Source organism: Pedobacter sp. NO84, assembly GCF_059703915.1.
In genome coordinates this window covers 531,061-555,729 of sequence record NZ_AP046575.1, presented here as the reverse complement: position 1 = coordinate 555,729, position 24,669 = coordinate 531,061, and the positions used below count along the sequence as shown (strand labels likewise).

Here is a 24,669-nt window from a genome sequence, read left to right as displayed (position 1 = left end):
ACTCAAAACTCAAGCTGGTGCTCCGATCAACGCACCTGATCAGGAGCTAACCAACCTAAATAGTTAAGTAATTTTTAAGGTTACTAGCTTATCCGCTTCATTTTTAACCTCTAATTCGTATATTTTTTCTTCTAAGCCTTTTCTTTTAAGCTTGATGGTAAATTTTCCGGGTGTTACCACAAGCTCTTGTTGATTGGTAGTAAGCGCTACTTTAGCACTAAAATCAGCCTTTTGAACAGTGATGCTTTCCATTTCAGAAACATCACCTTGAATGTTGAAAACGATCAGGTTTTTTCCAGCAATTTTAGTCTCAACAGCAACATCGCTAACGTTCATTCCAACAGTAAGATGGTTTTTTGTTTCGGTCCAGTTCGAGCTATTAAGTTGTGTCTCGTTCTTAACATTTTTGCTTTGAGCAAATACTGATGATGCAGCTACTACACATACTGCAATGGCTATAAATTTTTTCATTTTATCTTTTAATTAAGTTTTATTTTTCAAGTCTCAAATCGCTCATCGCGCTCCGCTAACTTCTATCACATCGTATTGGTTAAACTGATCATAAGATGAGGTAATTACCTCCTCGTCTTTTTGCAGTCCTTCCAACACTTCATAATACAGGTAATTTTTTCGTCCGATTTTTACATTTCTCTTAGTTGCCTTTCCATTTGACATTACAAACACCCAACTTCCTCCCGTACTTTGGAAAAACTGGCCCTGTGCCAATAGAAGAGATTTACTGTTATCCGATAAGGTAAGTTTAACCTGTAGAGATAAACCTCTTCTCAGTTCATCGGGAGATTTTCCTTCAAATACCAATTCTATCTGAAACTGCCCTGCGGTAATCTCTGGGATAACTTTTTGCACGGTAAGCGAATACGTTTTTCCATTAAATTCGCATTGTGCAGTTTGTCCTTCCTTAACACGGTTAATATAGTATTGATCAACTCCCGCCTCTAATTTATATCCTTGTAATACATCTATTTTACCTAGCATTTCATTAGGTCCATAAGATTTTCCGATCACAGGATCATAAGACGATAAACGCCCCGAAACAGGTGATTTAATCGTCATATTCTCTATGTTCTGGCGGATGGTCTGTAAACTTTCGTTCATCCTCGAAATAGATTGCTCTATCTGTTGCAACTGCATTACCCTGCTCTGATTTTCCTGGCGAACAGCTTGTTTTAATAGGGCTTTTCGGCCTTGGTAATATTCATAATCCTGACTACTCGTATTAAACTCTTGTTGGGTAATTACTTTCTTCGAAAATAAAGTGCTATCCATTTTATACTTACGGGTAGCGGTTCTGAGACTATTTTCGATATCCATCATATCTTGGCTCATTACCCTTTGATTTTGCTCCAAATCTAATCTGAGTTTACGTAATTGGTTTATCTGTTCGGTAATGCTGGTTTCGCTAGCCGTGTAATTTGATAGGGCATTCGGATTGGCAATTCTTAACAAAGGGGTGCCTGCAGCTACCGTTGCTCCATTTTCTGTAAAAATCTGGGCCACCGTACCTCCTTCTGAAGAACTTATAATTACCGATGTTAGCGGAACAACACTGGCATTAAGTAAAACCACATCTTCAAAATCACCATATTGTACTTTACTTATCGTTACCTTGTCTGCCTCTACCTGATACACTTTATTTAGCGATAACGTATATCCATAGGCTACAAGTGCAACAAAAACTACTGCACCAACTATTATTAGGATTGTCTTTTTATTAAATCTTTTTTTCTCTATTACTTTGTCCATTTGGATGTATTGCGTTATGCCAATGCCATTTGCCAAGTTTGTGCCAATCCTAAATTAAATTTTAAAGTACTGTAAATCAATTTGATATGATTTGTATTAAAATTTTAATGTCCGATATCGTACAGTTGCTGTACATCATCGAACAGTTTGGATTATTTTTGATATGAAAAAGAATTAACCACAAAGACACCAAGGGATATTTTAATCACAAAACAAGTTGCGTTTATCTTTGTGTCTTCGTGCCTTTGTGGTAAAAAGAATTTACAATAATGATAGAAGCAAACATTTTAGTAATCGACGATGATGACGACATTTTATTAAGTGCCAGACTTTTTTTAAAGCAACATTTTAATCAGGTCTTAACTTGTAAATCGCCACGTGAAATAAATGTGCTACTCAGTAAAAATGAAGTAGATATCATTTTGTTGGATATGAACTATCAAAAAGGCGCAAGTGACGGTCGCGAAGGCTTATACTGGTTAGAACACATCTTGTCCATCGATAAAGATTACGTGGTAATATTAATGACCGCTTTTGGAAATGTGGAGCTGGCGGTACAGGCGATCAAAAAAGGCGCGACAGATTTTATTCTTAAACCATGGGAAAATGAGAAGCTATTTGCCACACTATCTGCAGGAGTAAAATTAAGGCAATCAAATAAAAAAGTTAAAAAACTGGAAAAGATCCATACCTCTATCCAAAGTGATATGGCCCGTAAGTTTGAACATATTGTGGGTAATGATGAGAGTGTGCAACACTTACAGAAAACACTGATTAAAGTTGCTCCTACAGACGCAAATGTGCTAATCTTAGGCGAAAATGGAACGGGTAAACAGGTTTTTGCTTACGAAATTCACAAAAATTCGTTAAGGGGAAAGCAAATTTTCATGCATGTTGATCTGGGTTCGCTCAATGAAAATCTTTTCGAAAGCGAACTTTTCGGCTATGCCAAAGGTGCATTTACCGATGCAAGGGAAGATAAGCCAGGTAGGTTTGAAATGGCTGATGGAGGGACTATATTTTTAGACGAAATCGGGAACCTTTCTTTACCGCTTCAAGCAAAATTATTAAGCGTGCTCCAAAACAGAACCGTTACCCGTTTGGGAGAGAGTAAAGAACGTAAAATAGATGTCCGTTTGATTAGCGCAACCAATATGCCGCTTAATGAAATGGTTGTCAAAAACACGTTTAGACAAGATCTGCTCTTTCGGATAAATACTGTTGAATTGGTGTTGCCGCCTTTGCGCTTGAGGGGCAATGACATTATTTTGCTGGCCTATCATTTTCTACAGATTTTTAGTTCCAAATATCATAAGGCCATTCAGAAAATCAATGTTAAGGCCGAAAAAACGTTGCTAGGATACCATTGGCCGGGAAACATCAGGGAACTACAGCATGTAATAGAGCGCGCAATTATCATGACCGATGGCTTCGAAATCACAGAACAGGATCTGCACTTGTCTCCCCAAAAATTTGGTGCCCAAAGTGTTTTACAAACAGATATGCCTTTGGATGAAATGGAAAAAATGATGGTAAATAAAGCAATAGAAAAACATAAGGGTAATATTTCTAGGGCTGCTACCGAATTAGGATTAACACGGGCCGCACTGTATCGGAGAATTGAAAAGTTTGGACTATGAGCTGAAAGCTGAAAAAAGAATATCTTTAACAATGAATATGTAGCCCTTTAACGTTAATCAGCTTTATGCTTTTACCTTTAGTCTTTTAGCTTATTAAAAATGTTCTACCAACGATTTACCTTTCGCTTAATTATCCGCTTGTTGTTTATCAACTTGTTGGCTATATTTTTGGTATATCTTATCCGAAATACCCAGTTGTGGTTTACCATAACGGGTGTGAGCTTGATTCTTCTGGGAAGCATCGTCTCTCTCTATTATTACATCAATGAAATTAGAGATGATATTAAGCGGTTTATCCTTGCTGTAAAGACCAGAGACCATACCCTAAACTTTAAGAACAAAGCAACAAAAGGAAGTTTCCCAGAACTTTACGAATCATTTAACGAAATCATTCAGATCCACCGCGATATTCAGCTTGAGCAAGATGCTATTTTTCAACTGATAAAAACCATTCTAGAACAGGTTCCTGTGGGAGTAATTGTAGTTAAAAAAAGCAAAATAGACAAAGAAAACTCACCGATCTCTTTTTTTAATCTTGCCGCAAGTAGTTTGCTTAATGTACCCGCATACAGTTATTGGCACCGTTTTGAACAGCACTTACCAGTATTTGCAGCAGAAATAGCCAAAATAAATAAGGGTGGCAAAAGGTTTCTCGAGCTTAAAATCCAAGACAAATTCATCCAGCTTTCCATAGAAGTAATTCCCCTTAATTTGTATGGGAACGATCATATCATCATCTCATTTCAAAATATCAAAGATGAAATTGAACAAAAAGAAACAGAAGCTTGGAACAGGTTAATTGGTGTAATTTCTCACGAAATTTTAAATTCTATCACACCAATCAGCTCCTTATCTGATACGGTGAACCAAATGATAAGCAATAGAACAAGCTTAAACTTTGAAGATCTGGAAGACTTGAAACCAGCACTCCAAACTATTAAAAGAAGGTCGGAGGGATTGTTGGATTTTGTAAAAGATTACCGCTTAATTGCCGAACTTCCTACACCAAATGTTGAACAGCATAGTATTGGCGAAATCTTACAACATGTTAAAGTATTGATGCAGCCTATGGTAAGCGCAAAACACATCAAACTTCAGGTACTTCAAACGGCTTCAAAAATCTCATTACAGATCGACATTAAATTAATAGAACAAGCGCTGATCAATCTTATCACTAACAGCATGTATGCCTTGGAAGGGTCCGAACATCCAGTTATCGAAGTTACCTATCGCCTAGCTCACAATAAGGTGTATATCGATGTAATAGATAACGGTAAAGGTATTGAAGCCGCCAATATTGATAAAATATTTGTTCCTTTTTATACCACTCGAAAAAATGGTTCAGGAATTGGCTTAACCATAACCAGAAATATTATGAAAATGCACCGTGGAAGTTTGGAAGTAGACTCAACACCAAGCGTACGAACTACGTTTTCGTTGGTGTTTAACTACGTTTAGCACTGAGCGATGAGCTTGGGGCGATGAGCGTGGCGTGGAGCGTCGTAAATAACTTAATTTAGCTGTCAGTCTAACGCGCTCGAAGACGAAGTAAAAGCTTATTCCCTCTTCCATCTTCCATCTTACCTCTTCCATCTTGCCTCTTCCATCTTACCTCTTCCATTTTCTCTTTTCCCGCTCAGCTATTCAAGTACTTACTTTTCTTAAAATCAATCCCTTTTCTGATTAAAATGGCATGGTAGAAACTAGGGATATCGTGGGTCCACTTGGGTAAAAAGAGAATAATCAAAATCACATCCAGTTGAGATATCAGTCCTAGGATAATACAGGTTTTCATCATCCATCCGCCGTAGGCGAAACCCAACAGACAGGTAAATGTGGCCAATAAAGTAAGTGCCCAGATTTTAGAAATAAAAGCATGCGTACACGTTTCCTTTCCAAACTTAATCAGACTTGTAGCATAGCACATGCCTTCCATTACCAAAAGAGCAATTACGCCAATTGAATTTTCTTCGATTAATGAAGGATAAATGAGATAGCAACTAATAGAAATGCTTAACCAAAACACCAGGTCGGTCTGGCTATCCAACCTTCTCATTTTCTCTGTGTCGATTTTCATTTTCCGAGCGATAATGCCATCGAAAATATCTGATAAGAGACCTAAAAACATTAATGTTAACACGATATAAGAAGCGTTTTCTTTCATCATCACAGAAAGGATAATGATGATTGGTGCTAGCAAAAATCGGAACAAAATTAACAGATAGGGAATGCTCATAGATTGTAGGTAAGCGCTGGGCGTAAACTAACCTAAACTTACGAAGTTTGTTAGACTTCGTAAGTTAGACTTTCTAAATTACTGTTCCATTCGGAATGGTTACTCCTTTTTTAACAACAACGATCCCATCCCTCACTACATACAGTCCATAATCGCCTTCTTTTAAATGGTTTCCACCATTGATTCGTACATCGTTTCCGATTCGGCAGTTTTTATCCACAATGGCATTGTTAATATAACACCTATCGCCAATGCCCAACAAAGGGTGACCAGCGGCCGACTCCTCTTGTATCTCTGACAAAGTCTGATAGTGATCACTTCCCATAATGTAAGAATTGGCTATGGTGGTGCCCCTCCCAATTCGAGAACGAATTCCTAAAACAGCTCTTTCTACTCTACTTGCCTGGATAATACAACCTTCGGCAACAATAGTTTTTTCGAGTGTAGTTCCAGAAATCTTTGAGGGTGGCAACATCCTAGCACGCGTAAAGATGGTGTGCGAGCTATCAAACATGTTAAAAAGAGGTAGTTCGTCTGTTAGCCCTAAATTGGCGTCGAAAAATGAGGATATATTACCAATATCTGTCCAATAGCCTTCGTATTGATAGCTTAAAACGTGATTACTTAATAACGAACGGGGAATAATCTCTTTTCCAAAATCCTTTTCATCTGGATTTTCGTTTAGCATTTTAATGAGCAACTCGCGATTAAATATATAGATACCCATCGACGCCAAGTAATTTCTGCCCACACTTTTCATTTCATCGCTCGTTTCTGAAGTCCAATCTGGCAGGAGGTCTGCTTTTGGTTTTTCAATAAACGAAGTGATAAAACTTTCCTCATCTGTTTTTAAAATTCCAAACTCTGTAGCATCTCTAGCGCTTACGGGAATAGTTGCAATTGAAATTTCAGCTTTTTTATCAATATGGGCCTGCAACATCTCGCGAAAATCCATTTGATAAAGCTGATCGCCCGAAAGGATGAGGATATAATCAAATTCGTGGTTCACAATATGGTGCATGCATTGTCTAACTGCATCGGCTGTGCCCTGAAACCAGGTGGGGTTTTCTGGTGTTTGCTCTGCTGCTAAAATATCAACAAATGCTTTAGAAAAATGACTAAAGTGATATGTGTTTTTGATGTGCTTATTTAGGGATGCCGAGTTAAATTGGGTAAGCACAAACATCCTGTGGATGCCAGAATTCATGCAATTCGATATCGGAATATCCACTAAACGGTACTTACCCCCTATAGGTACAGCAGGTTTAGAACGGGTTTGCGTTAAAGGAGACAATCTCGATCCCTGGCCACCGCCAAGAATTACACCTAATACTTTGTCGGTCATATATTTATAGTTTACATTTGGTATAAATCAATGTATTGTTGTGCCGCTCTATCCCAAGAGTGATCAAGCGTGATGATAAACTTACGAATTTCTTTTACTCTTTTTTGGTCTAAAAATAAATCATAAGCTCTTCCTATCGCATGTCCCACATCCCAAATAGTTGTTTGATCGTGACAAATTCCAAATCCACCATCACCAATATCTGTTACTGTATCCTTTAATCCGCCAATGCGCCTCACAATTGGAATTGTTCCATACCTTAAGGCATACATCTGGTTAAGTCCGCAAGGCTCAACTCTCGATGGCATCAATAAAAAATCAGCCCCCGCATAAATCTGATGAGACAATGCCTCATTATAACCAATGTAAGCATTGTATCTTCCTGGAAACTGATGAGTTATGCCATTTAAACGAGCTTCAACCTCAGGATCACCGGAACCCAATACCAGAATATTAATCTCACCCTCACTCTGTTGCAGGGCATTGTAAAAAATATCGGGTAGTAAATCTGCCCCTTTTTCGCCCACTAAACGGCCAATAAAAGTAAAGAGTGGTTTATCTTTATCGAGATTAAAAACAGCACAAAGCGCTTCTTTGTTTGCTTTTTTTCCACTTTCTATTGTTCTCCCATTGAATGTTTTGGTCAACATCGAGTCTTTTTGCGGATTCCAAACTTCGTTATCAATTCCATTTAAAATTCCGGCAGATTTTCCCCTTTCTTGGGCCAACAAGGTTTCCAGTCCATTGGCCTTATAACTGATCTCTTCTAAATAACTTGGCGAAACCGTGGTTACTCGCCATGCGCATTTAATAGCGCTAGCTAGTGGGTTAATGGTACTGTTCCACTCTAATTTGCCCGAATTACGTAAATCGTACGTAGGCAAATAATGTAATTTATTCCAACCAAACTGCCCTTGATATTGTGCGTTATGAATAGTTAAAACTGTGGGAATGTAGTTTAAATGGCGATAATCTTCGCAATTGCCAACCATAAATGGAATTAGCCCCGTATGGTGATCATGGCAATGGATCACATTTGGTTTATGCTCCCATTGTGCAATCCAATCTAAAGAGGCAATCTGAAAAGCCAGAAAGCGTTCGGTATCATCATCATAGCCATATACGAGTTCACGATCTAACAGTCCCGCAATGTGCACCAAAAAAAGATCAAAACCCAGTTTATTGGTTTTTTCTCTAAATATGCGAACCGGTAAATTGCTATCTCCCAACCTAACCCAACCATCATAAACCACTTCGAACTCATTTTGATAGAGAAACTTAGTATTATAGGCCGGCATCACCACTTTTGCCACATGGCCAAGCCTGTTCTGGTATTTTGGAAGCGCCCCAACTACGTCGCCCAAACCTCCAACTTTTGCTACTGGATAGCATTCGGCACTAAAATGTATTATCTCCATATTGAGGCTGTAAAAAAAATTTACTCAAATTAGGAAAAATTTTTTAATTAGTCATCGGATGACTTAAGTCATCCGATGACTAAAAAAAAGCCCCAGAGAACCTGGAGCCTTTTTCAACCAAACAAAAAATAAATATAAACTAGTCATCGGATGACTTAAAGTCATCCGATGACTCTATTCTTCTTGCGCCATAATCGCATAAAATTCTCTAATAGCATTAAATTGAGGGTGTAGTGAAACTACGTTTCCAAATACCAAGAGTGCGGGCGATGCCAATTTTTTCTCTACAATCAGTTCTTCAATGGTATCAACTATGCCAACCACCACGTTTTCTGTTGTAGAGGATCCATTTTCGATCACAGCAACTGGCAGGTTTTCTTTACCTTCTTCTTTAAAAATAGCCGCGATTTCGGCTATCTTTTCGATGCCCATCAATACCACAATGGTAGCGTTAGATTTTGCTGCAACATATAAATCAGGTGAAATCTCCCCGGCAGCATTCGTACCGGTTACCACCCAGAAACTCTCACTTAAATTTCCATAAACCATCGGGATTTTTTGGAGCCCTGGAACACCCAAGGCACTAGAAACGCCAGGCACAATTTCGGTAGGGATGCTATACGATTCGGCAACATCAATTTCTTCGAAGCCACGGGCGAAAACAAAAGGGTCCCCACTTTTTAAACGTACTACATGTCCGTAATTTAACGCATAGTCTATCATTAACTTGTTAACAAGCTCTTGCGAGAACGATTCATCCCCAGATCTTCTCCCTACGTACACCTTGATTGCATTTTCTGGTGCGTGATTTAATAAGGCTTCGTTTACCAAAGCATCATATAACACAACATTAGCTTCCTTAAGTGCTTTAACTCCTTTTAAGGTCAACAAATCTGGATCTCCAGGACCCGCGCCCACTAATGTAATTTTCGGCTCAACTGTAGTTTTTTTAATCGTATTCAAAATCATCGCTCAACAAATTAGTACAACAAAACAAATTTATATAAAATCTATAGAATTAGTAGTATTTATTTTAAAATAATTTGATTTATGCTTTTTCGTAGCGTAGAACGTGTTTTTTGTAAAAATAGCTAAGTGTAAATACGCGCTCCAAAACAAATAAAACTATGGTTGGGATCAAAATCAACCCAAAAAGATCGAACTTATAGAATGCATAACCAAATACCGAAAGGAGTCTAAAACACTCCAGGTAATAGATCCATTTCATTTGTTCCATTAGCGCCCCACAGTTAATTAGGGTTAACAAAATAAAGCATACAATAAAAAGATGATCAACCAGCAACAAATGCTTAAAGAAAGCTGTGATAAAAGTGAGCAATATAATGCTTATAACCAGTTGTATATTAAGGTATTTCCTAAACTTAAACCTGTATAGAGTGGTAGATTTATGTTGTAAGTATCGTTTTTCAAGCGTAGGCCTAATATCTTGATCCAGCAGGGAAGGATGTCCAAAAATAATCTTAAGTCTATTTACCACACCCTTTTCGCGACCAGCTGCTTCTATAATTTCGAGGTAATAATGAAAATGCTGCCATAAAAAACTGTAGCTTTTAATGGGATGTGTTAATCCATAGTTAGGTTTTTCTTCTTCTATCTGGAAGGTTCCGAAGAGTTTATCCCAAAAGGTAAATACATCTCCATAATTTTTATCGAGATATTTTTCATCGCTGGCATGATGAACACCGTGCAAAGAGGGCGTAATTAGGATATGTTCTAGCCATCCGAGCTTTGGGATAAGCTGGGTATGGGTAAAAAAAGAATAGGCACCATGGACGGTCAAAATTACGGCTACCATAATGGGATCAAATCCTACAAAGGGTAGGATACACCAAAAAAATCCTCTGATAAGTGCCTGAAAAGTGGTAATCCGCGCCGAAACCGTTAAATTAAATTCTTCACTTTGATGATGAACAATGTGCGCTGCCCAAAAGAAATTAACTTCATGACCTAATCTATGGTACCAATACCAGACAAAGTCGGTAGCCATAATGAGCAAAATCCACACCCACCAAACATTGGGAATATGAAATAACGCATAATGCTTATATACATACGCGAACAGTTCATAAAAACTAGCTGCTATAAACAGATTAAGCAAACGCTCTGCTATTCCGATGCTCACATTAGAGATTGAACTTTCGTACTTAAAAACATTGGTTTTCTTTAAACGAACAGCCAGCAAAAATTCTAGATATAAAAACAAAAAGAAAGCGGGAATAGCAAAGGCAAGGTAGTTGATCGTCATTTGTTCATTGGTTCATTGGTTCATTAGTTCATTAGTTCATTGGTCATTGGTTAGAGTTAACTGTTGTCCTTCGACTAGGCTCAGGATGACAACTAGGGCGATGACTGTGTGAACTGGTTACTTGGTTAACTGTAGATTAAACAACGGACTCTCGGACTCCAGGCTCTCGGACTCAATTTACTCTACACTAGCCCTAAACATCAAGGCACCCACCGTTAGATTTGTTCTACTATCAATTAAAATTGCCGAACCATTTGCCCGGTTTTCTCCATACAGGTCGAAAGCTAGCGCATCAGCGGTTTTTAGCACTACCCTGCCAATATCATTTAGCTTAAACTCATTTGCAGCATGTTTTTCTAGGGTATTGATATCTATCTTGTAAATAACTTCGTCTATTTTACATTTGGTAATCTTACTGTTATGTTGTAAAGTATAGGTTAAGGAGGTATCTAAAATCCGGGTATCCATCCAACAGAGATCTGCTTCGATCAGCTTTGATTCTGTTGGCAAGGCCGAAGAATTAACTAAGGTATCGCCCCTGCTGATATCTACATTATCTTTGAGGTGAATGGTAACCGATTGCCCGGCCAGGGCCTCATCCAGTTCATTTTCAAAAAATTCTATTCTGCTAATGGTAGAGCTCACTCCTGAGGGAAGTACGGTAATTTGATCGTTAACCTTAAAAGTTCCGCTCAACACACGACCGGCATAACCTCTATAATCGTGCAACAATTCGGTTTGCGGCCTGATTACCCATTGCACGGGCATACGCGCCTGGGTGGTTTTGTCTTGCGCATCGGTATCTACCTGTTCCAGAAAATGAAGAAGGCTTTCGCCTTCATACCAATCCATCCGATTTGAAGGCTGAACAATATTATCTCCTTTAAGTGCACTAACCGGGATATAGGTTACATCCTTTAAGTTTAGATTATGGGCAAGCGCTTTATATTTTTCTATGATCGCGTTAAATACAGTTTCGCTATAATCAACCATATCCATTTTATTGATGCAAACCACAATGTGTTTGATGCCCAAGAGCGATACCAGATAAGAATGGCGGATGGTCTGTTCAACCACTCCATTTCTGGCATCGATCAAAATAATGGCTAAATTTGCTGTTGAGGCTCCTGTAACCATATTTCGGGTATATTGGATGTGGCCAGGAGTATCGGCTATTATAAATTTTCGTTTCTGTGTTTGAAAATATTTATAGGCCACATCAATAGTTATACCCTGTTCTCGTTCTGCACGCAGACCATCGGTTAAGATGGCCAAATCTATGGTGCCATCATCATTTTTTCTATTCGAGCTTTGTAAAGCTTCCAGCTGATCAGCCAGTATAGAATCCGTATCATAAAGCAAGCGGCCAATTAAGGTGCTTTTACCATCGTCTACACTGCCTGCGGTAAAGAATTTTAAGATGTTCATGTTTTTTAAATTACGCGTTTGGCGTTAAGCGTTTGGCGATAAACCCACGCTACACGCTTAACGCCATTCGCTTTGCTAAAAGTATCCGCCCTTTTTCCTGTCTTCCATTGCGGCTTCAGAAACTTTATCATCCATTCTGGCGCCACGTTCAGATATTTTCGATTCGCTTATTTCCTGAATAATATCATCAATAAGATCTGCATCAGATTCGACCGCGGCGGTACAGGACATGTCACCAACGGTACGGAAGCGAACTTTTTTGTTTACTACTATATCTTCATCGTCCATATTTAAAAATGGGGATGCAGCCATTAATTGTCCATTTCGGGTTATGCAATCGCGATAATGCGCAAAGTATATACTTGGTAATTCAATTTGTTCCCTACGGATATAATTCCACACATCGAGCTCCGTCCAATTACTTATCGGAAACACCCTTACATTTTCTCCTTTGTGTATTTTTCCATTGTAGATGTTCCACAATTCGGGCCGTTGGCGCTTGGGATCCCACTGACCAAACTCGTCCCTCACAGAAAAAATCCGTTCTTTAGCCCGTGCTTTTTCTTCATCCCTTCGGGCCCCGCCAATACAGGCATCAAAACCGTTAGATAGAATGGTATCTAAAAGAGTAACCGTTTGCAATGCATTTCTACTGGCATTTTTACCCGTTTGTTCAATCACTTTACCTTCGTCTATAGATTGTTGTACCGATCCGATGATTAATTTTTCACCAATCCGCTCTACCATTTTATCACGGTATTGGATGGTTTCTTCGAAATTGTGTCCAGTATCTATGTGTACCAGAGGGAAGGGAAACTTGCCCGGTCTGAACGCTTTTTCTGCCAAACGCACCAAAGTGATCGAATCTTTACCTCCAGAGAATAATAGCGCAGGTTTCTCAAATTGCCCCGCTACCTCACGTAAAATGTGAATTGCCTCTGCCTCTAGCTCGTCTAAATAATTTAAGTTATATCTGCTCATATTGCGCTTCGCGGGTGATTTCACCGATTTAAAATGATTACACCGATTAGGGTGGTTTCACCGATTTATTTTGTTGTTAATTATATGTTATTGTGGAAGGCGACCTCATCTCCACCTTCTCTTGGAGGAGAAAGAACTAGTTTAACGCCAACTATCTCTCGCATCTCCTATTTTACATCTTCAATCTCACGTTTTACATCTCTTCATTCTTTACTTGCCACCACTTTCTCTGCCGTATTGTGCAAGCCACATTCTTTTTTACTTTGGTCTTCCCACCACCATCTTCCCGCCCTAAAATCTTCTCCTGGCTGTACGGCGCGAGTGCATGGGGCACAGCCGATACTTGGAAAGCCCCTATCGTGCAATGTGTTGTAAACGATATTGTTATCTTTAACAAATTGTTTTACATCATTTAAAGTCCAGTTAAAAATGGGATGGAACTTGAAGAGCCGATTGCTTTCATCCCATTCAAGATCATTCATATCTTCCCGGTTAGGGCTCTGTTCGGCACGAATTCCCGTTACCCAAATCATGTTGTTATTTAAGGCCCGTTTTAATGGCTCTATTTTACGGATGTAACAACATTCTTTCCTGTTATCAACCGACTCATAAAAGCTGTTGGGGCCTTTTGCACTTACCATTTGTTGTAGTAGGCTGGCTTGCGGATAGTAGGCAAAGATAGGTTGTCCGTAAACCTCTAAGGTTCTGTTCCATACATAATACGTTTCTGGAAAAAGCCTTCCGGTTTCTAGCGTAAAAACGCTGATGGGGATATGATTGCTAAATATCAGGTGGGTAATTACCTGATCTTCCCAGCCAAAACTTGTACTAAAAACTACCTTTCCCGGAAATCTATCAGCCAAGGAACGTAGTTTTGCTACGGTATCCAAGCCATCGAGTCGCTGCCTAATCATTTTTTCAAGATCTTCCATCCTACAGCAGTTTTAAGATAAAATTGATCACACTTCTTAAGCTAACAGCCATTACAATTATTCCTACCGCTACCATAATCGATTTTGCAGAAATCTTGTTTGATACCCTCGCTGCAATAGGCGATGCCAGTGCGCTTCCGATAATTAGGCCAACTACTGCTTCCCAATACCTTCCACCTAACATAGTGAAAAAGGTAAGCGAACTTAATGTGGCAATAAAAAATCTTGAAATTTTTACGGTACCGAGCGAAAATAAGGGATGCCTTCCGCCCGCGATTAAACTCGATAGTACAATAGATCCCCATCCTCCACCAAATGCAGCATCAATAAAACCTCCAAAGAACCCTAAGATCCCAATTTTTTTTATTTTTGCAGTTGTTCTTTTCTTCTTGATGTTAAACGCCTTAGCTAAAATAATTCCCCCTAGAACAAGGGTATATATCCCTACAATTGGTTTTACATAGGCACTGTAGTGCTCTAAAGAAGATAAAATGTAGGCCCCTAAAACTGCTCCTATCACTGCCGGAATAATCAATATTTTAAATAATTTCCAATTTACATTTCCCATTCTATAATGCATCCATCCTGCTATACCATTGCTCAGCACTTCAGAAATATGGATCGCCATGCTGGCTGATGCAGGGGGTAGGCCCATAGCGAGCGAAAATGAAGCCGTAGTTACTCCGTACGACATGCCAATTGCCCCATCAACCATTGCAAATACAAATCCGGCCACTAAGAACCAATAAAACAGCGGGTCGATGTTTATTAGGAAAGATTGAAAATCAGGTTCTGTATTCCATAGTGTAAAACCAACCGCAGCAATAAAGCCAACAGAAACTAACCAGATCATCCACTTAAGATTTGCTTCTAAGAAACTTTTTCTGGGGTTGATTAAATTTTCTGTTACCCTATTTAACTTTTTTACTTTAGAGGCAAAATCACCATTCAAATTATGGCGGAGTAAACTCATGTTCTCCAAGGTGGTATCGAGTTCTTCGGGTAAACTATCACTTAATAATTGCTTTAACCGTTTTGCGATTGTGGGTGATTTTCCGTTTGTAGAAATAGCAATTTTCAGATCTCCTTTCCTCACTATAGATCCTAGATAAAAATCACAGAGTTCGGGTTTATCAGCAACATTAATCAATAAGCCTTTGCGATGTGCATCTTCTTTGATCTTTAAGTTTAATGTGGGATTATTTGTGGCCACGAAAACGATGTCTACATGCTTCAGGTCATCGGCATCGTAGCTTTTCTGCTGAATTTTTAAATTTGGATAATCAGTTAAAAGCGCTGTTATTTCTGGCGATAAGCTTTCTGCAACTACGGTTACATCAGCCTGTTGACTATTGGTGAGTATGGCATTTAACTTTTCTAATCCTATATTCCCGCCGCCGATCAATAGTGTGCGCAACTGGTTCAGTTTTATAAAAACCGGGAACAGTTGATTTCCCTTTCCATCGATGGTAAAAGGAACTTCGTTTTCTATATCAGTTGATGGCAACATACTGTTTAATCCGTTTTTTAAATGATGGGTGTAATGACACCACTTCTCCAAATACCAACAATGCAGGTGCCTGAATTTTGGCTGTGGCAACCGCATTTTCAATGGTATCGATGGTTCCGATCACCATTTTTTCATCGGCCGATGAGCCATTTTGTACTACCGCAGCCGGAAGAGTGTTTTTGCCGGCAGCTTTAAAAATCTCAACAATCTGTGGTAGTTTTTTCAGTCCCATTAAAATAACCACGGTCGCTTTAGAATTTGCGGCCTGATAAATATCATCAGAAATTTTCCCTCCCGAAGTTGTTCCTGTAATTACCCAAAAACTTTCGCTTAATCCGCGGTGCGTTACAGGAATTTGTTGAAGTCCGGGCACACCTATAGAGCTAGAAATCCCGGGAATAACGGTAACTGGAATGCTATATGAATCGGCGAAATCAAGCTCTTCATATCCTCGCCCAAAAACAAATGGATCTCCACCTTTTAAGCGTACAACATGACCATAATTCATGGCATAATCAACCATTAACTGATTAATCGCATCCTGCTCAAAAGCATGTTCTCCAGAACGTTTACCCACGTAGATCTTAATGGAGTTAGTTGGGGCATAGGTTAATAAGGCTTCATTTATCAAAGCATCATACAACACCACATCAGCAGTTTGCAACGCTTTCACACCTTTCAAAGTCAACAAATCTGGATCTCCGGGACCTGCTCCAAGTAAAGTTATTTTTGGTGTTATTAATTTCTCGTTCTCCATATTACGCATAAATCCTACTAGCATTAATCTGATTTAAAAATTGTTTTGCGCTTGCTACATATTGATTGGCAAACGCTTGTGAAGGTTCATTTTTATTGATCTGAAGAACCAAATCGTTAAAAGTACCCTCTAAGAAAAATTCTTCAGTGCTTACAAATTGGTTATCAAATTCCCTGATTACCCCAACCTGGGTACTGCTATTGACGCCTTTATCCAAGAGCAATGATTTTGCAGCGCTGATAAATACGCTATAGGCATGGTAAATGGCGTCGGCGTAGGCCTGATTTGAAAAGGCCTGATCGGCCCAACCCAGCTTCTCTTCTGCTTCTAGGAGCAATGTTGCTACCAGATCAATTACCACTCCAGCACACTCACCTACCCCAATAGCGGTTTCGAAAGTCTCCTCGTGGCCCCAATCAACAAATTCACTCCCCTTAAGATTGGTAAGATCTGCCAAAGGTTTTAACAGCTGATAGAAATAATCCTTCCCTTGCCTATCGTAATACTGGTGAAAATTTTCGTCTGTTAAGTTGTTGGCCTTAAAATCATTCAGTAAATAGTGCAGTACCTGTGTTGCACGTTTTGATGGTACTTTAATTACCCGTTCTGCCACTCTCCCTACACCATTCCCTACTGTACCACCTCCTAACATTACCTGTACCGCTGGCACTACTTTCCCTTCGGCCTTAACCGAACTGCCGTGAAAACCAATCTCTGCCAAGCCATGTTGACCGCATGAATTCATACAGCCACTGATCTTAATTTTTATGTTCTTCTCATAGATAAATTCTGGAAAATCAGCATAGATTACGTCTTCAAGGACTTCGGCGAGGGTCATACTGTTCGAAATCCCTAAATTACAGGTATCTGTTCCTGGGCAAGTGGTAATATCCGCTAAGCTATCAAAGCCTGCTGTGGCAAAGCCGATGTCGAACAGTGCTTTATATAAAGATCTTAAGGCATTTTCCGATACATACTTTAGTAAAAGGCCTTGATTTTGTGTAATTCTGATCTCATCGGCAACATAAGGTCTAACGGCATTTACAAATGCCCTTGCCTTATCTGTTTTTATGTCGCCCACCTGCACTTTCACAAACACCCCATAAAATCCGGTTTGTTTCTGCTTAATTACGTTAGTTGCCAACCAATGCTGATAGTGGTTTTCGTTTTCAATTAATACGGTTGGATAATCTTGCGTAAAAGGAAAAATTGGTTGTGGTACCGTGTCCAAATCTATTTTAAAGGTCTTAACTTTATTGGCAATCCTTTCGTCGGCAACCAGGCGTAGCACCTCTTCTAATCCTAACTTTTGGACTAAATATTTTAATCGGGCCTTGTTTCGGTTGTTCCGTTCGCCATAGCGATCAAACACCCGCAATACCGATTCAGAAAATGGTATAAGTTGGTCTTCTGGTAAGAAATCAGCTATTGCGTTAGCTAAAAATGGCTGAGCGCCTAATCCGCCAGCAAACAAGACTTTAAAGCCGCGTTCACCCTTTTCGTTAATTTTTGGGATAAACCCTAGGTCGTGGATGTAACTATAGGCAGTATCCTTATCGCTAGAAGAAAATGAGATCTTAATTTTCCTCCCCATTTCCTGGCAGATCGGATTACGTAAAAAGTAAGCGAAAACACCATGGGCATAGGGCGAAACATCAAATGGTTCATCGGGATCTATACCGGCCGTGGGCGATGAGGTTACGTTTCTAACGGTATTGCCACAAGCCTCTCTAAGGGTAATGTCATCTTGTTCTAACTTTGCCCAAAGCTCAGGGGTGCGGTCTAAACTCACATAATGAAGTTGGATATCCTGACGGGTAGTTAAGTGGAGGTTTCCGCTTCCATATTCATCAGCGATATCGGCAATTCGAAGCAGCTGCTTAAAAGTGACCTTGCCAAATGGGAGTTTGATACGGATCATTTGAACTCCGGGCTGCCGTTGACCGTAAATGCCGCGGGCCAAACGTAAGCTTCTAAAGCGCTCATCGTGAATTTTACCAGAACGAAAATCATTGATCTTTTTTTCTAAGTCAATTATATCCTTTGCTACGATCGGATTTTCTAATTCTGTTCTAAAACTTTCCATAAGATGATTACACTTTGATGATTACACTGATTTTAATATGATTACACCGATAAGATTAATTATTGCTAGTTTGTTAATCTCATTGGTTCATTGTTTCACTAAGCATATCGCTATGCATCCAGACTAATGACTAATGAACCAATGAACTAATAAACCGTCCATTTTACAAATATATAAAGTATATAGACTTAGTAGTCTTTTTATTTAAATTTTTTTACTGTTGGATTGGATTGGTTCTTTCTCTTTCTATGATATTGGCGATACTCGTCTCGCTCAAAACCTTTAAAGTAGCGTCCCTAACGTCGATAAATGCTTTCCTGATTCCGCAGGTAACTTCATCATGGCACTCTTCACATTTGTGGTAAAACTTTAGGCTCGCACATGGAACCATGGCAATTGGACCGTCAGTAATGCGGAGGATATCCACCAAATAGATATCATTTGGATCTTTGTTAAGGCTGTAACCACCCCCTGCCCCTTTTTTGCTGTACAGGTAACCGGCATTCCGTAGATCAAGGAGGATTTGTTCGAGAAATTTTTTGGGAATATGCTCTTCTTCGGCGATACGTGCAATTTGCATTGGGGGTTGGGAGCTATTTTTACCCAAAATTACCAGTGCTTTAATAGCATACTTTGTTTTCTTCGACAGCATATCTAACAAAGCTAGTAAAAAGTTGGGAGTTTTGATGTTGAGTGTTCCGATATTTTATATGGTTTTTATAGACATTATTTTGAACCATATAAGTTATATAAGAAAATATAAGCGAGATCTTATATGGCCTTATATTTCTTATATGGTTTATTATCTCTATGTCTTCGTGATTGTGATAAAAAATTAATGTTTTTCTTTGGCTTCTTGGTGGTGAATTTACGAGAACCTCTCCGGCCTATACATCGAAATATCCAAAGACAACCTGTTCTCACTTAACAGTTCAGTAACCAATTTACCTGTAACGGGAGCTAAACTTACCCCCATCATGCCGTGGCCGCCTGCAACAATTAGGTTTTTTAGTTTTTTACTATAGCCAATGTAAGGCAGGCCATCAGGCGAGCAGGGCCTAAAACCATACCATATCTTATCCAGTTTAGGCATTTGGACGGTATAATTAGGATAATATTTCGGAATAGAATTTACAATTCCTTCTACCCTGTTTAAATTTATTTTATGGTTGATGGGTGCAATCTCCATCGTACCACCAAATCGGATCTGCCCGTTCATAGGGGTGAGCGCAACCCTTGCTTCGAGCAATAATGCAGGATGGTAGATTTTTTCATGCTGATCTACCATAAAGGAATACCCTTTACCGGGCATTACAGGAATGGCTAATCCCGCTTTTTTCGCTAATTCTGGAAGCCATGATCCGCCAGTCATAACCACCGCGTCAGCATTAAACAATTTACCATCGGCAAACACGGTTTTAATCGTGTCATTAACCGTTTCAAAGTCGGTAACTTTACAATTGGTTATTATTTCTGCCCCTTTATTTTTAAGAAATGCTATTAATTGTTTTACCAAATTATTAGGGTATAAATGTGCATCGCAGCGGTAATGCACCGAACCAAGAATATCCAATCTAGTATCTGGTTCTAAGGCCTGGGTCTGCTCTGCATCTAAAATGGCTACATCCAATCCTAAATCCTGTGCCTTTCTGGCCAAATGAATTTCTTCTTCGCCTATGGCAGCCTGTTTAAACAGCATTAATATTCCTTTTTTTTCTAATCCGAAATTGAGTTCCGGTTCTTTTGCTAACTCCTCATACAGTTGCTTACTTAACAGATGTAGATCCCGTAATGGGACTGCACTTTGATCTACATGTTGCTGATTGGAGTATTTCCAGAATTTTAATCCCCAAGAAATAAGATCAAGGTTAAAAGAGGGCTTTACGTAAAATGGACTTTTACTGTCGAACATCCATTTAATGCCCTTACTTATCATTCCGGGTGCTGCTAATGGCACAAAATGACTCGGAACAATCATCCCCGCATTGCCTGATGAACAATTGTTCAACAAATCACCTTGCTCTAATAAGGTAACCTTAAACCCTTCTTTTGTGAGGTAGTAGGCTGCACAAAGGCCGATAATGCCAGCGCCTATAACAATCACATCCCCTTTTGGAAAAGTGTAAGAGGTAATAGGTAAGATGGAAGATGGAAGCATAACCTAAGAATTAATATTGAATGTTATTTTTTTATTGGCCCAAAGGGCTCCCTTCGGGATTAAATTGTTGGCATAGCTGCGTCGCTCCAACGCTTATCGCCATGCCCCCTGCCCTATGCCCTATGCCCTAAATCACTTGAAACCCATGCGCATAAGGGTCATCATCATCTATAAAAATGGTATTGTAACCTGTAACGATTGCCCATCCGGATATACCCGGAACAATTGCGGGTTTGCCATCAATTGTTGTTTCTTCTTCTATGGTGCCAATAAATTGGGAGCCAATAATGCTTTCGTGAATAAATTTATCGCCTTTTTTTAACTTCCCTTTGGCAAACCACTGTGCCATACGGGCGGATGTGCCGGTACCGCAGGGCGATCTATCAATTGCTTTATCTCCATAAAAAACTGCATTTCGTGCCGTTGCTTCTGGAGAAATAGGTTGCCCTGCCCATAAAAAGTGGCTTAATCCATTGATGTTAGGGTCTTCTGGATGAATAAAGGTATATTTTTCGTTCATCAGTTTCCTGCAGGTTCTGCTCCAGCTGATCAGCTGATCTGCCGTATAATTTTCTAAACCTCTGAAGTTTTCTTGTGGGTCAACAATCGCATAAAAATTACCCCCATAGGCCACATCTACAGTTAATTTACCTAGATCGGGGCAATCTACCTCCAATGCCTCTGCCGCAAGAAAAGATTTAATGTTGATCAGTTTAACTTCTTTCACTTTGTGGCCTTCCTGTTTATACTCTACCAAAACTAAGCCCGCAGGAGTTTCTAATCTCAATTTTCCCGGTACTTTCGGAATCACCAATCCCTCTTCTATGGCAATGGTTACCGTACCAATCGTGCCATGACCGCACATCGGCAAGCAGCCACTTGTTTCGATGTAGAGCACACCGATATCATTTAGTGGATCTATGGGAGGATATAAAATGCTCCCGCTCATCATATCATGGCCTCGGGGTTCGAACATCAAACCTTTGCGAATCCAATCGTATTCTTTGAGAAAATGCAATCGCCTCTCCATCATGCTATTTCCAATTAACAAGGGTCCGCCGCCAGCTACCACCCTAACCGGATTGCCGCAGGTATGGGCATCAATGCAGCTAAATGTTTTCTTCATTTTACTATTCTTTTTGGCAAAGGGCATGGGGCATAGGGCTCCGAGTCTTCATCCTCCATGCTCTATGCCCCATGCTCCATGCTAATTAATCTTATCTTTCGTTAGCGCGTTATTTACAGTCCGCCAAATGTTTAGTGGATTTTCATTCTTTAATTCTGCCGGAAGAAATTCATCATCCCAGTTCTGGTAGCATAATGGGCGGGCAAATCGTTTAATTCCATCAGCCCCCACAGAGGTAAACCGGCTGTCGGTACTTGCCGGAAACGGACCACCGTGATGCATGGGCAAACTCACTTCCACCCCTGTGGGAACATTATTCAATATAAAACGGCCACATATCTCCTGAACGGCACCTACTAATTGCTGATGCGCACTGAGATCATTAGCCGTAGCCATCAATGTTGCGGTTAGTTGCCCCTCTAAAGTTTTGGCAACCTGTAACATTTCATTTGCATCAGTGCATTGGATAATTAAAGAATAGGGACCAAAAACTTCTTCGTGCAATTTGGGATGGGCCAAAAAAGTTTGTGCTGTTGCTGTCGCGATGCTGATCAAACCTTCCCCATCATTAACTAGTTGCTTGGTCTGTGCTACCAGCTGAACACCTTTATGGCAAAGTGCAGCGGCGAGTTTAGTGTTATAATTCGTTGCAATCCCCTCATGAAGCATCTTAGCCGGCATAACAGCATCAATTTCTTTGTTTAAATGGCCGATAAAATTTTCTAAATGGCTGTCACTAACTGCAATAATCAATCCCGGATTGGTACAAAACTGTCCGGCCCCAAGGGTTACCGAACCGGCGATCTGCTGTGCCAAAATAGCTGTTGAATTGGCTAATTTTTCGGGAAGTAAAAAGATTGGATTTACACTTCCCATTTCGGCAAAAACCGGTATTGGAGTTTTACGCTGATTTGCCCAATCGAACAATGCCTTTCCTCCGTTAAACGAACCAGTGAAACCAATAGCTTTAATGCTTGGATGTTTGGCCAAAGTTTCTCCCACTTCAACCCCCTCACCATAGACATGTGAGAAAATACCATCAGGCATGTTGCATTTTTCGATTGCTTTAAAAATGGCGGTAGCCATCAACGTAGAGGTTTTGGCATGTGCCGGATGTGCCTTAACTATTACCGGGCAACCTGCAGCGAAGGCACAGGCGGTATCTCCACCTGCAGTTGAATAGGCAAAGGGAAAATTACTGGCCCCAAAAACGGCTACTGTGCCCAAGGGGATTAACATTTTACGCAAATCTGGCTTTGGCGGAGTACGCTCGGGTAAAGCAGTATCAATACTTGCTTCTAGCCAACTGCCTAGTTCGGCAGCATCAGCATAGCTGTTTAACTGAAAGATTGTTCGTGCACGTTCGCCCTGCAAGCGCGCCAGAGGTAAATTGGTTTCGGCCATTGCCGTTTCTAGCAATTCGTCTCCTAGGGCATCAATTTCTATGGCAATGCTGCGCATGAAATTGGCACGTTGCTTTAAAGAATAGGTTTTATAGTGATGATAGGCCTGTACAGATTTCACCAATAATTGGTCAATCTCGGCAGAACTTGTGTCTTTGTACATAAACTAGGATTAACGGATTTTAGGATTACAGGATTTCGATTAGCAATACTGATTCGTTTTATAACCCGTTTTTTTTAAACTGTTTCAACTTCTAGGTGCAAATAAGCGGGTAAAGTGGGTCTGTTTTCTAAGCCATCATTAATTACTTTTAACACCTGTTGGCGTTCTTCTCCTTTTAAAACTAATCTCGGCGCCCTTACCGTTTCAGATCCAATGCCCGTTGCAGTTGCAGCCAATTTAATGTATTGCACCAATTTTGCATGGATATCTAGCTCTAAAATAGGTAAAAACCATCTATAAATTTCTAAGGCTTCTGCATATCGATTAGCCTTAACCAAGCGATAAATAGCCACGGTTTCTGCCGGAAAAGCATCTACCAGCCCAGCAACCCAACCATGGGCACCTAAAGCTAAACATTCAAATGCCAAAGGATCAACACCGCATAATATTTTAAAGCGATCTCCAAAACGATTAATCATTCGGGTAACGTTTGATACATCCCTCGTACTTTCCTTAACGGCCTGAATATTTTCAAATTGCTCTAGTTCTTCGAACATTTCTACAGACACCTTAATCCCATAATCAACCGGATTGTTATAGATCATAATAGAAAGATCCGTCTGCTGAGCTATACTTTTAAAATAGGTCAATGTTTCTTCATCATCTGCTTTGTAGCGCAATGGGGGCAACAGCATTAATCCATCGGCTCCTAATTTTTCGGCATTTTTGGCCATTTCAATAGCATCTTTGGTTACCTGTTCGGCAATATTTAAAATTACCGGCACTCTCCCATCAACACTTTTAACGCAAAAGGCCAAGAGCTCCAGTTTTTCGGCAGTGCTGAGCGTGCTTGCTTCACCTAATGAACCACAAATAATAATTCCATTGACCCCAGCAGCAAGCTGTGCGTCGAGATTTTTCTGAAACAAGGGATAATCGATTTGATCATCAGCGGTAAAAGGGGTTAACAGCGCGGGATAAACGCCTTGCCATGAAACATTCTTCATATTAAAAAATTTTACTCAAATGTAAAGTACGAAGGGATACAATTTTAGTCGTGTTTTAATGAATAGTAGACGGATATTAACCTTTAGGATTCCGGGAGTCCGAGGATTAACTTTAAATGGAATTCTTTCAAAAAGTCCGAGAGTCGGAGAGTCCGGGAGTCCGAAGATTAAACTTTAAATAGATTTCTTTTAAAAGTCCAGAAATCCAAGTGCCCATGGCTTAATCTAACAGCTAACCAATTTCCAAAGTTAATCTACTCAAAGTTGTCATCCTGAGCCTGTCGAAGGACAAAATAAGCTCAAGTCGATCTTCCAGGACCTCAGATTGAGACTGACAGCAAGTGCGTACCCAACTTAGATGCCCTTAGATGTCTGAGATCGTGGAAAAAATGGACTGTCATGCTGAGCCTAGTCGAAGCACAAAAAGAACTCAAGTTGGTCTTCGAGCG

20 protein-coding genes are annotated in these 24,669 nt (G+C 39.9%); 2 read left to right on the top strand and 18 right to left on the bottom strand.

Annotated features, from left to right (window positions below):
- Nucleotides 1-63: 63 nt before the first annotated feature.
- Both AC6H0V_RS02575 and AC6H0V_RS02570 read right to left on the bottom strand, forming a co-directional pair.
- On the bottom strand, nt 64-471 hold the full coding sequence (locus AC6H0V_RS02575; protein WP_497562148.1) for a hypothetical protein: 408 nt from the start codon (nt 469-471) through the stop codon (nt 64-66).
- A 42-nt stretch (nt 472-513) separates the two neighbouring features.
- Nucleotides 514-1,764 (bottom strand): efflux RND transporter periplasmic adaptor subunit, encoded by a 1,251-nt coding sequence (locus AC6H0V_RS02570; RefSeq protein WP_497562147.1) that lies wholly within the window; start codon nt 1,762-1,764, stop codon nt 514-516.
- A gap of 269 nt (nt 1,765-2,033) precedes the next feature.
- Between AC6H0V_RS02570 and AC6H0V_RS02565 the strand changes: the two genes are divergently transcribed.
- Entirely contained in the window at nt 2,034-3,404 is a 1,371-nt protein-coding gene (locus AC6H0V_RS02565; RefSeq protein WP_497562146.1) for a sigma-54-dependent transcriptional regulator, read from the top strand.
- Between the two features lie 99 nt (nt 3,405-3,503).
- On the top strand, nt 3,504-4,862 hold the full coding sequence (locus AC6H0V_RS02560) for a sensor histidine kinase (protein WP_497562145.1): 1,359 nt from the start codon (nt 3,504-3,506) through the stop codon (nt 4,860-4,862).
- Nucleotides 4,863-5,040: 178 nt separating this feature from the next.
- Here AC6H0V_RS02560 and AC6H0V_RS02555 read toward each other — a convergent pair whose 3' ends face one another.
- From AC6H0V_RS02555 to AC6H0V_RS02480, 16 genes are all read right to left on the bottom strand, one after another.
- Nucleotides 5,041-5,640, bottom strand: a complete 600-nt coding sequence (locus AC6H0V_RS02555) for a CDP-alcohol phosphatidyltransferase family protein (protein WP_497562144.1) — start codon at nt 5,638-5,640, stop codon at nt 5,041-5,043.
- A 73-nt stretch (nt 5,641-5,713) separates the two neighbouring features.
- Entirely contained in the window at nt 5,714-6,985 is a 1,272-nt protein-coding gene (locus AC6H0V_RS02550; RefSeq protein WP_497562143.1) for a glucose-1-phosphate adenylyltransferase, read from the bottom strand.
- Nucleotides 6,986-6,996: 11 nt separating this feature from the next.
- Entirely contained in the window at nt 6,997-8,403 is a 1,407-nt protein-coding gene (locus AC6H0V_RS02545) for a glycogen synthase (protein WP_497562142.1), read from the bottom strand.
- 174 nt (nt 8,404-8,577) lie between these two features.
- Nucleotides 8,578-9,372 (bottom strand): uroporphyrinogen-III C-methyltransferase, encoded by a 795-nt coding sequence (cobA, locus tag AC6H0V_RS02540; RefSeq protein WP_497562141.1) that lies wholly within the window; start codon nt 9,370-9,372, stop codon nt 8,578-8,580.
- A gap of 79 nt (nt 9,373-9,451) precedes the next feature.
- A complete protein-coding gene (locus tag AC6H0V_RS02535) occupies nt 9,452-10,669 on the bottom strand; it encodes a sterol desaturase family protein (RefSeq protein ID WP_497562140.1) in 1,218 nt (405 codons plus the stop codon).
- 177 nt (nt 10,670-10,846) lie between these two features.
- The gene (locus tag AC6H0V_RS02530) at nt 10,847-12,097 is read right to left on the bottom strand and encodes a sulfate adenylyltransferase subunit 1 (RefSeq protein ID WP_497562139.1); all 1,251 of its coding nucleotides are present in this window, start codon (nt 12,095-12,097) and stop codon (nt 10,847-10,849) included.
- A 75-nt stretch (nt 12,098-12,172) separates the two neighbouring features.
- Complete coding sequence (cysD, locus tag AC6H0V_RS02525; RefSeq protein ID WP_497562138.1) at nt 12,173-13,078, bottom strand: sulfate adenylyltransferase subunit CysD; 906 nt, start codon at nt 13,076-13,078, stop codon at nt 12,173-12,175.
- 203 nt (nt 13,079-13,281) lie between these two features.
- The gene (locus tag AC6H0V_RS02520; RefSeq protein WP_497562137.1) at nt 13,282-14,010 is read right to left on the bottom strand and encodes a phosphoadenylyl-sulfate reductase; all 729 of its coding nucleotides are present in this window, start codon (nt 14,008-14,010) and stop codon (nt 13,282-13,284) included.
- A 1-nt stretch (nt 14,011) separates the two neighbouring features.
- Complete coding sequence (locus AC6H0V_RS02515; protein WP_497562136.1) at nt 14,012-15,520, bottom strand: TSUP family transporter; 1,509 nt, start codon at nt 15,518-15,520, stop codon at nt 14,012-14,014.
- On the bottom strand, nt 15,504-16,301 hold the full coding sequence (cobA, locus tag AC6H0V_RS02510; protein WP_497562135.1) for a uroporphyrinogen-III C-methyltransferase: 798 nt from the start codon (nt 16,299-16,301) through the stop codon (nt 15,504-15,506). The genes AC6H0V_RS02515 and cobA (AC6H0V_RS02510) overlap by 17 nt, the downstream gene beginning before the upstream one ends.
- Nucleotides 16,279-18,363: a ferredoxin-like domain-containing protein gene (locus AC6H0V_RS02505; RefSeq protein ID WP_497562134.1), complete on the bottom strand. Its 2,085-nt coding sequence runs from the start codon at nt 18,361-18,363 to the stop codon at nt 16,279-16,281. Before AC6H0V_RS02505 ends, cobA (AC6H0V_RS02510) begins: the two co-directional genes overlap by 23 nt.
- 214 nt (nt 18,364-18,577) lie before the next feature.
- Nucleotides 18,578-19,015: an RrF2 family transcriptional regulator gene (locus AC6H0V_RS02500; protein ID WP_497562133.1), complete on the bottom strand. Its 438-nt coding sequence runs from the start codon at nt 19,013-19,015 to the stop codon at nt 18,578-18,580.
- A 216-nt stretch (nt 19,016-19,231) separates the two neighbouring features.
- The gene (locus AC6H0V_RS02495; protein WP_497562132.1) at nt 19,232-20,521 is read right to left on the bottom strand and encodes an NAD(P)/FAD-dependent oxidoreductase; all 1,290 of its coding nucleotides are present in this window, start codon (nt 20,519-20,521) and stop codon (nt 19,232-19,234) included.
- Between the two features lie 127 nt (nt 20,522-20,648).
- Nucleotides 20,649-21,647 carry a 4-hydroxyproline epimerase gene (locus tag AC6H0V_RS02490; protein ID WP_497562131.1) on the bottom strand — a complete coding sequence of 333 codons (999 nt, stop codon included), beginning with the start codon at nt 21,645-21,647 and terminating at the stop codon, nt 20,649-20,651.
- An 81-nt stretch (nt 21,648-21,728) separates the two neighbouring features.
- The gene (locus AC6H0V_RS02485) at nt 21,729-23,213 is read right to left on the bottom strand and encodes an aldehyde dehydrogenase (NADP(+)) (protein WP_497562130.1); all 1,485 of its coding nucleotides are present in this window, start codon (nt 23,211-23,213) and stop codon (nt 21,729-21,731) included.
- A gap of 74 nt (nt 23,214-23,287) precedes the next feature.
- Nucleotides 23,288-24,220: a dihydrodipicolinate synthase family protein gene (locus tag AC6H0V_RS02480; RefSeq protein WP_497562129.1), complete on the bottom strand. Its 933-nt coding sequence runs from the start codon at nt 24,218-24,220 to the stop codon at nt 23,288-23,290.
- Between the last annotated feature and the right edge of the window lie 449 nt (nt 24,221-24,669).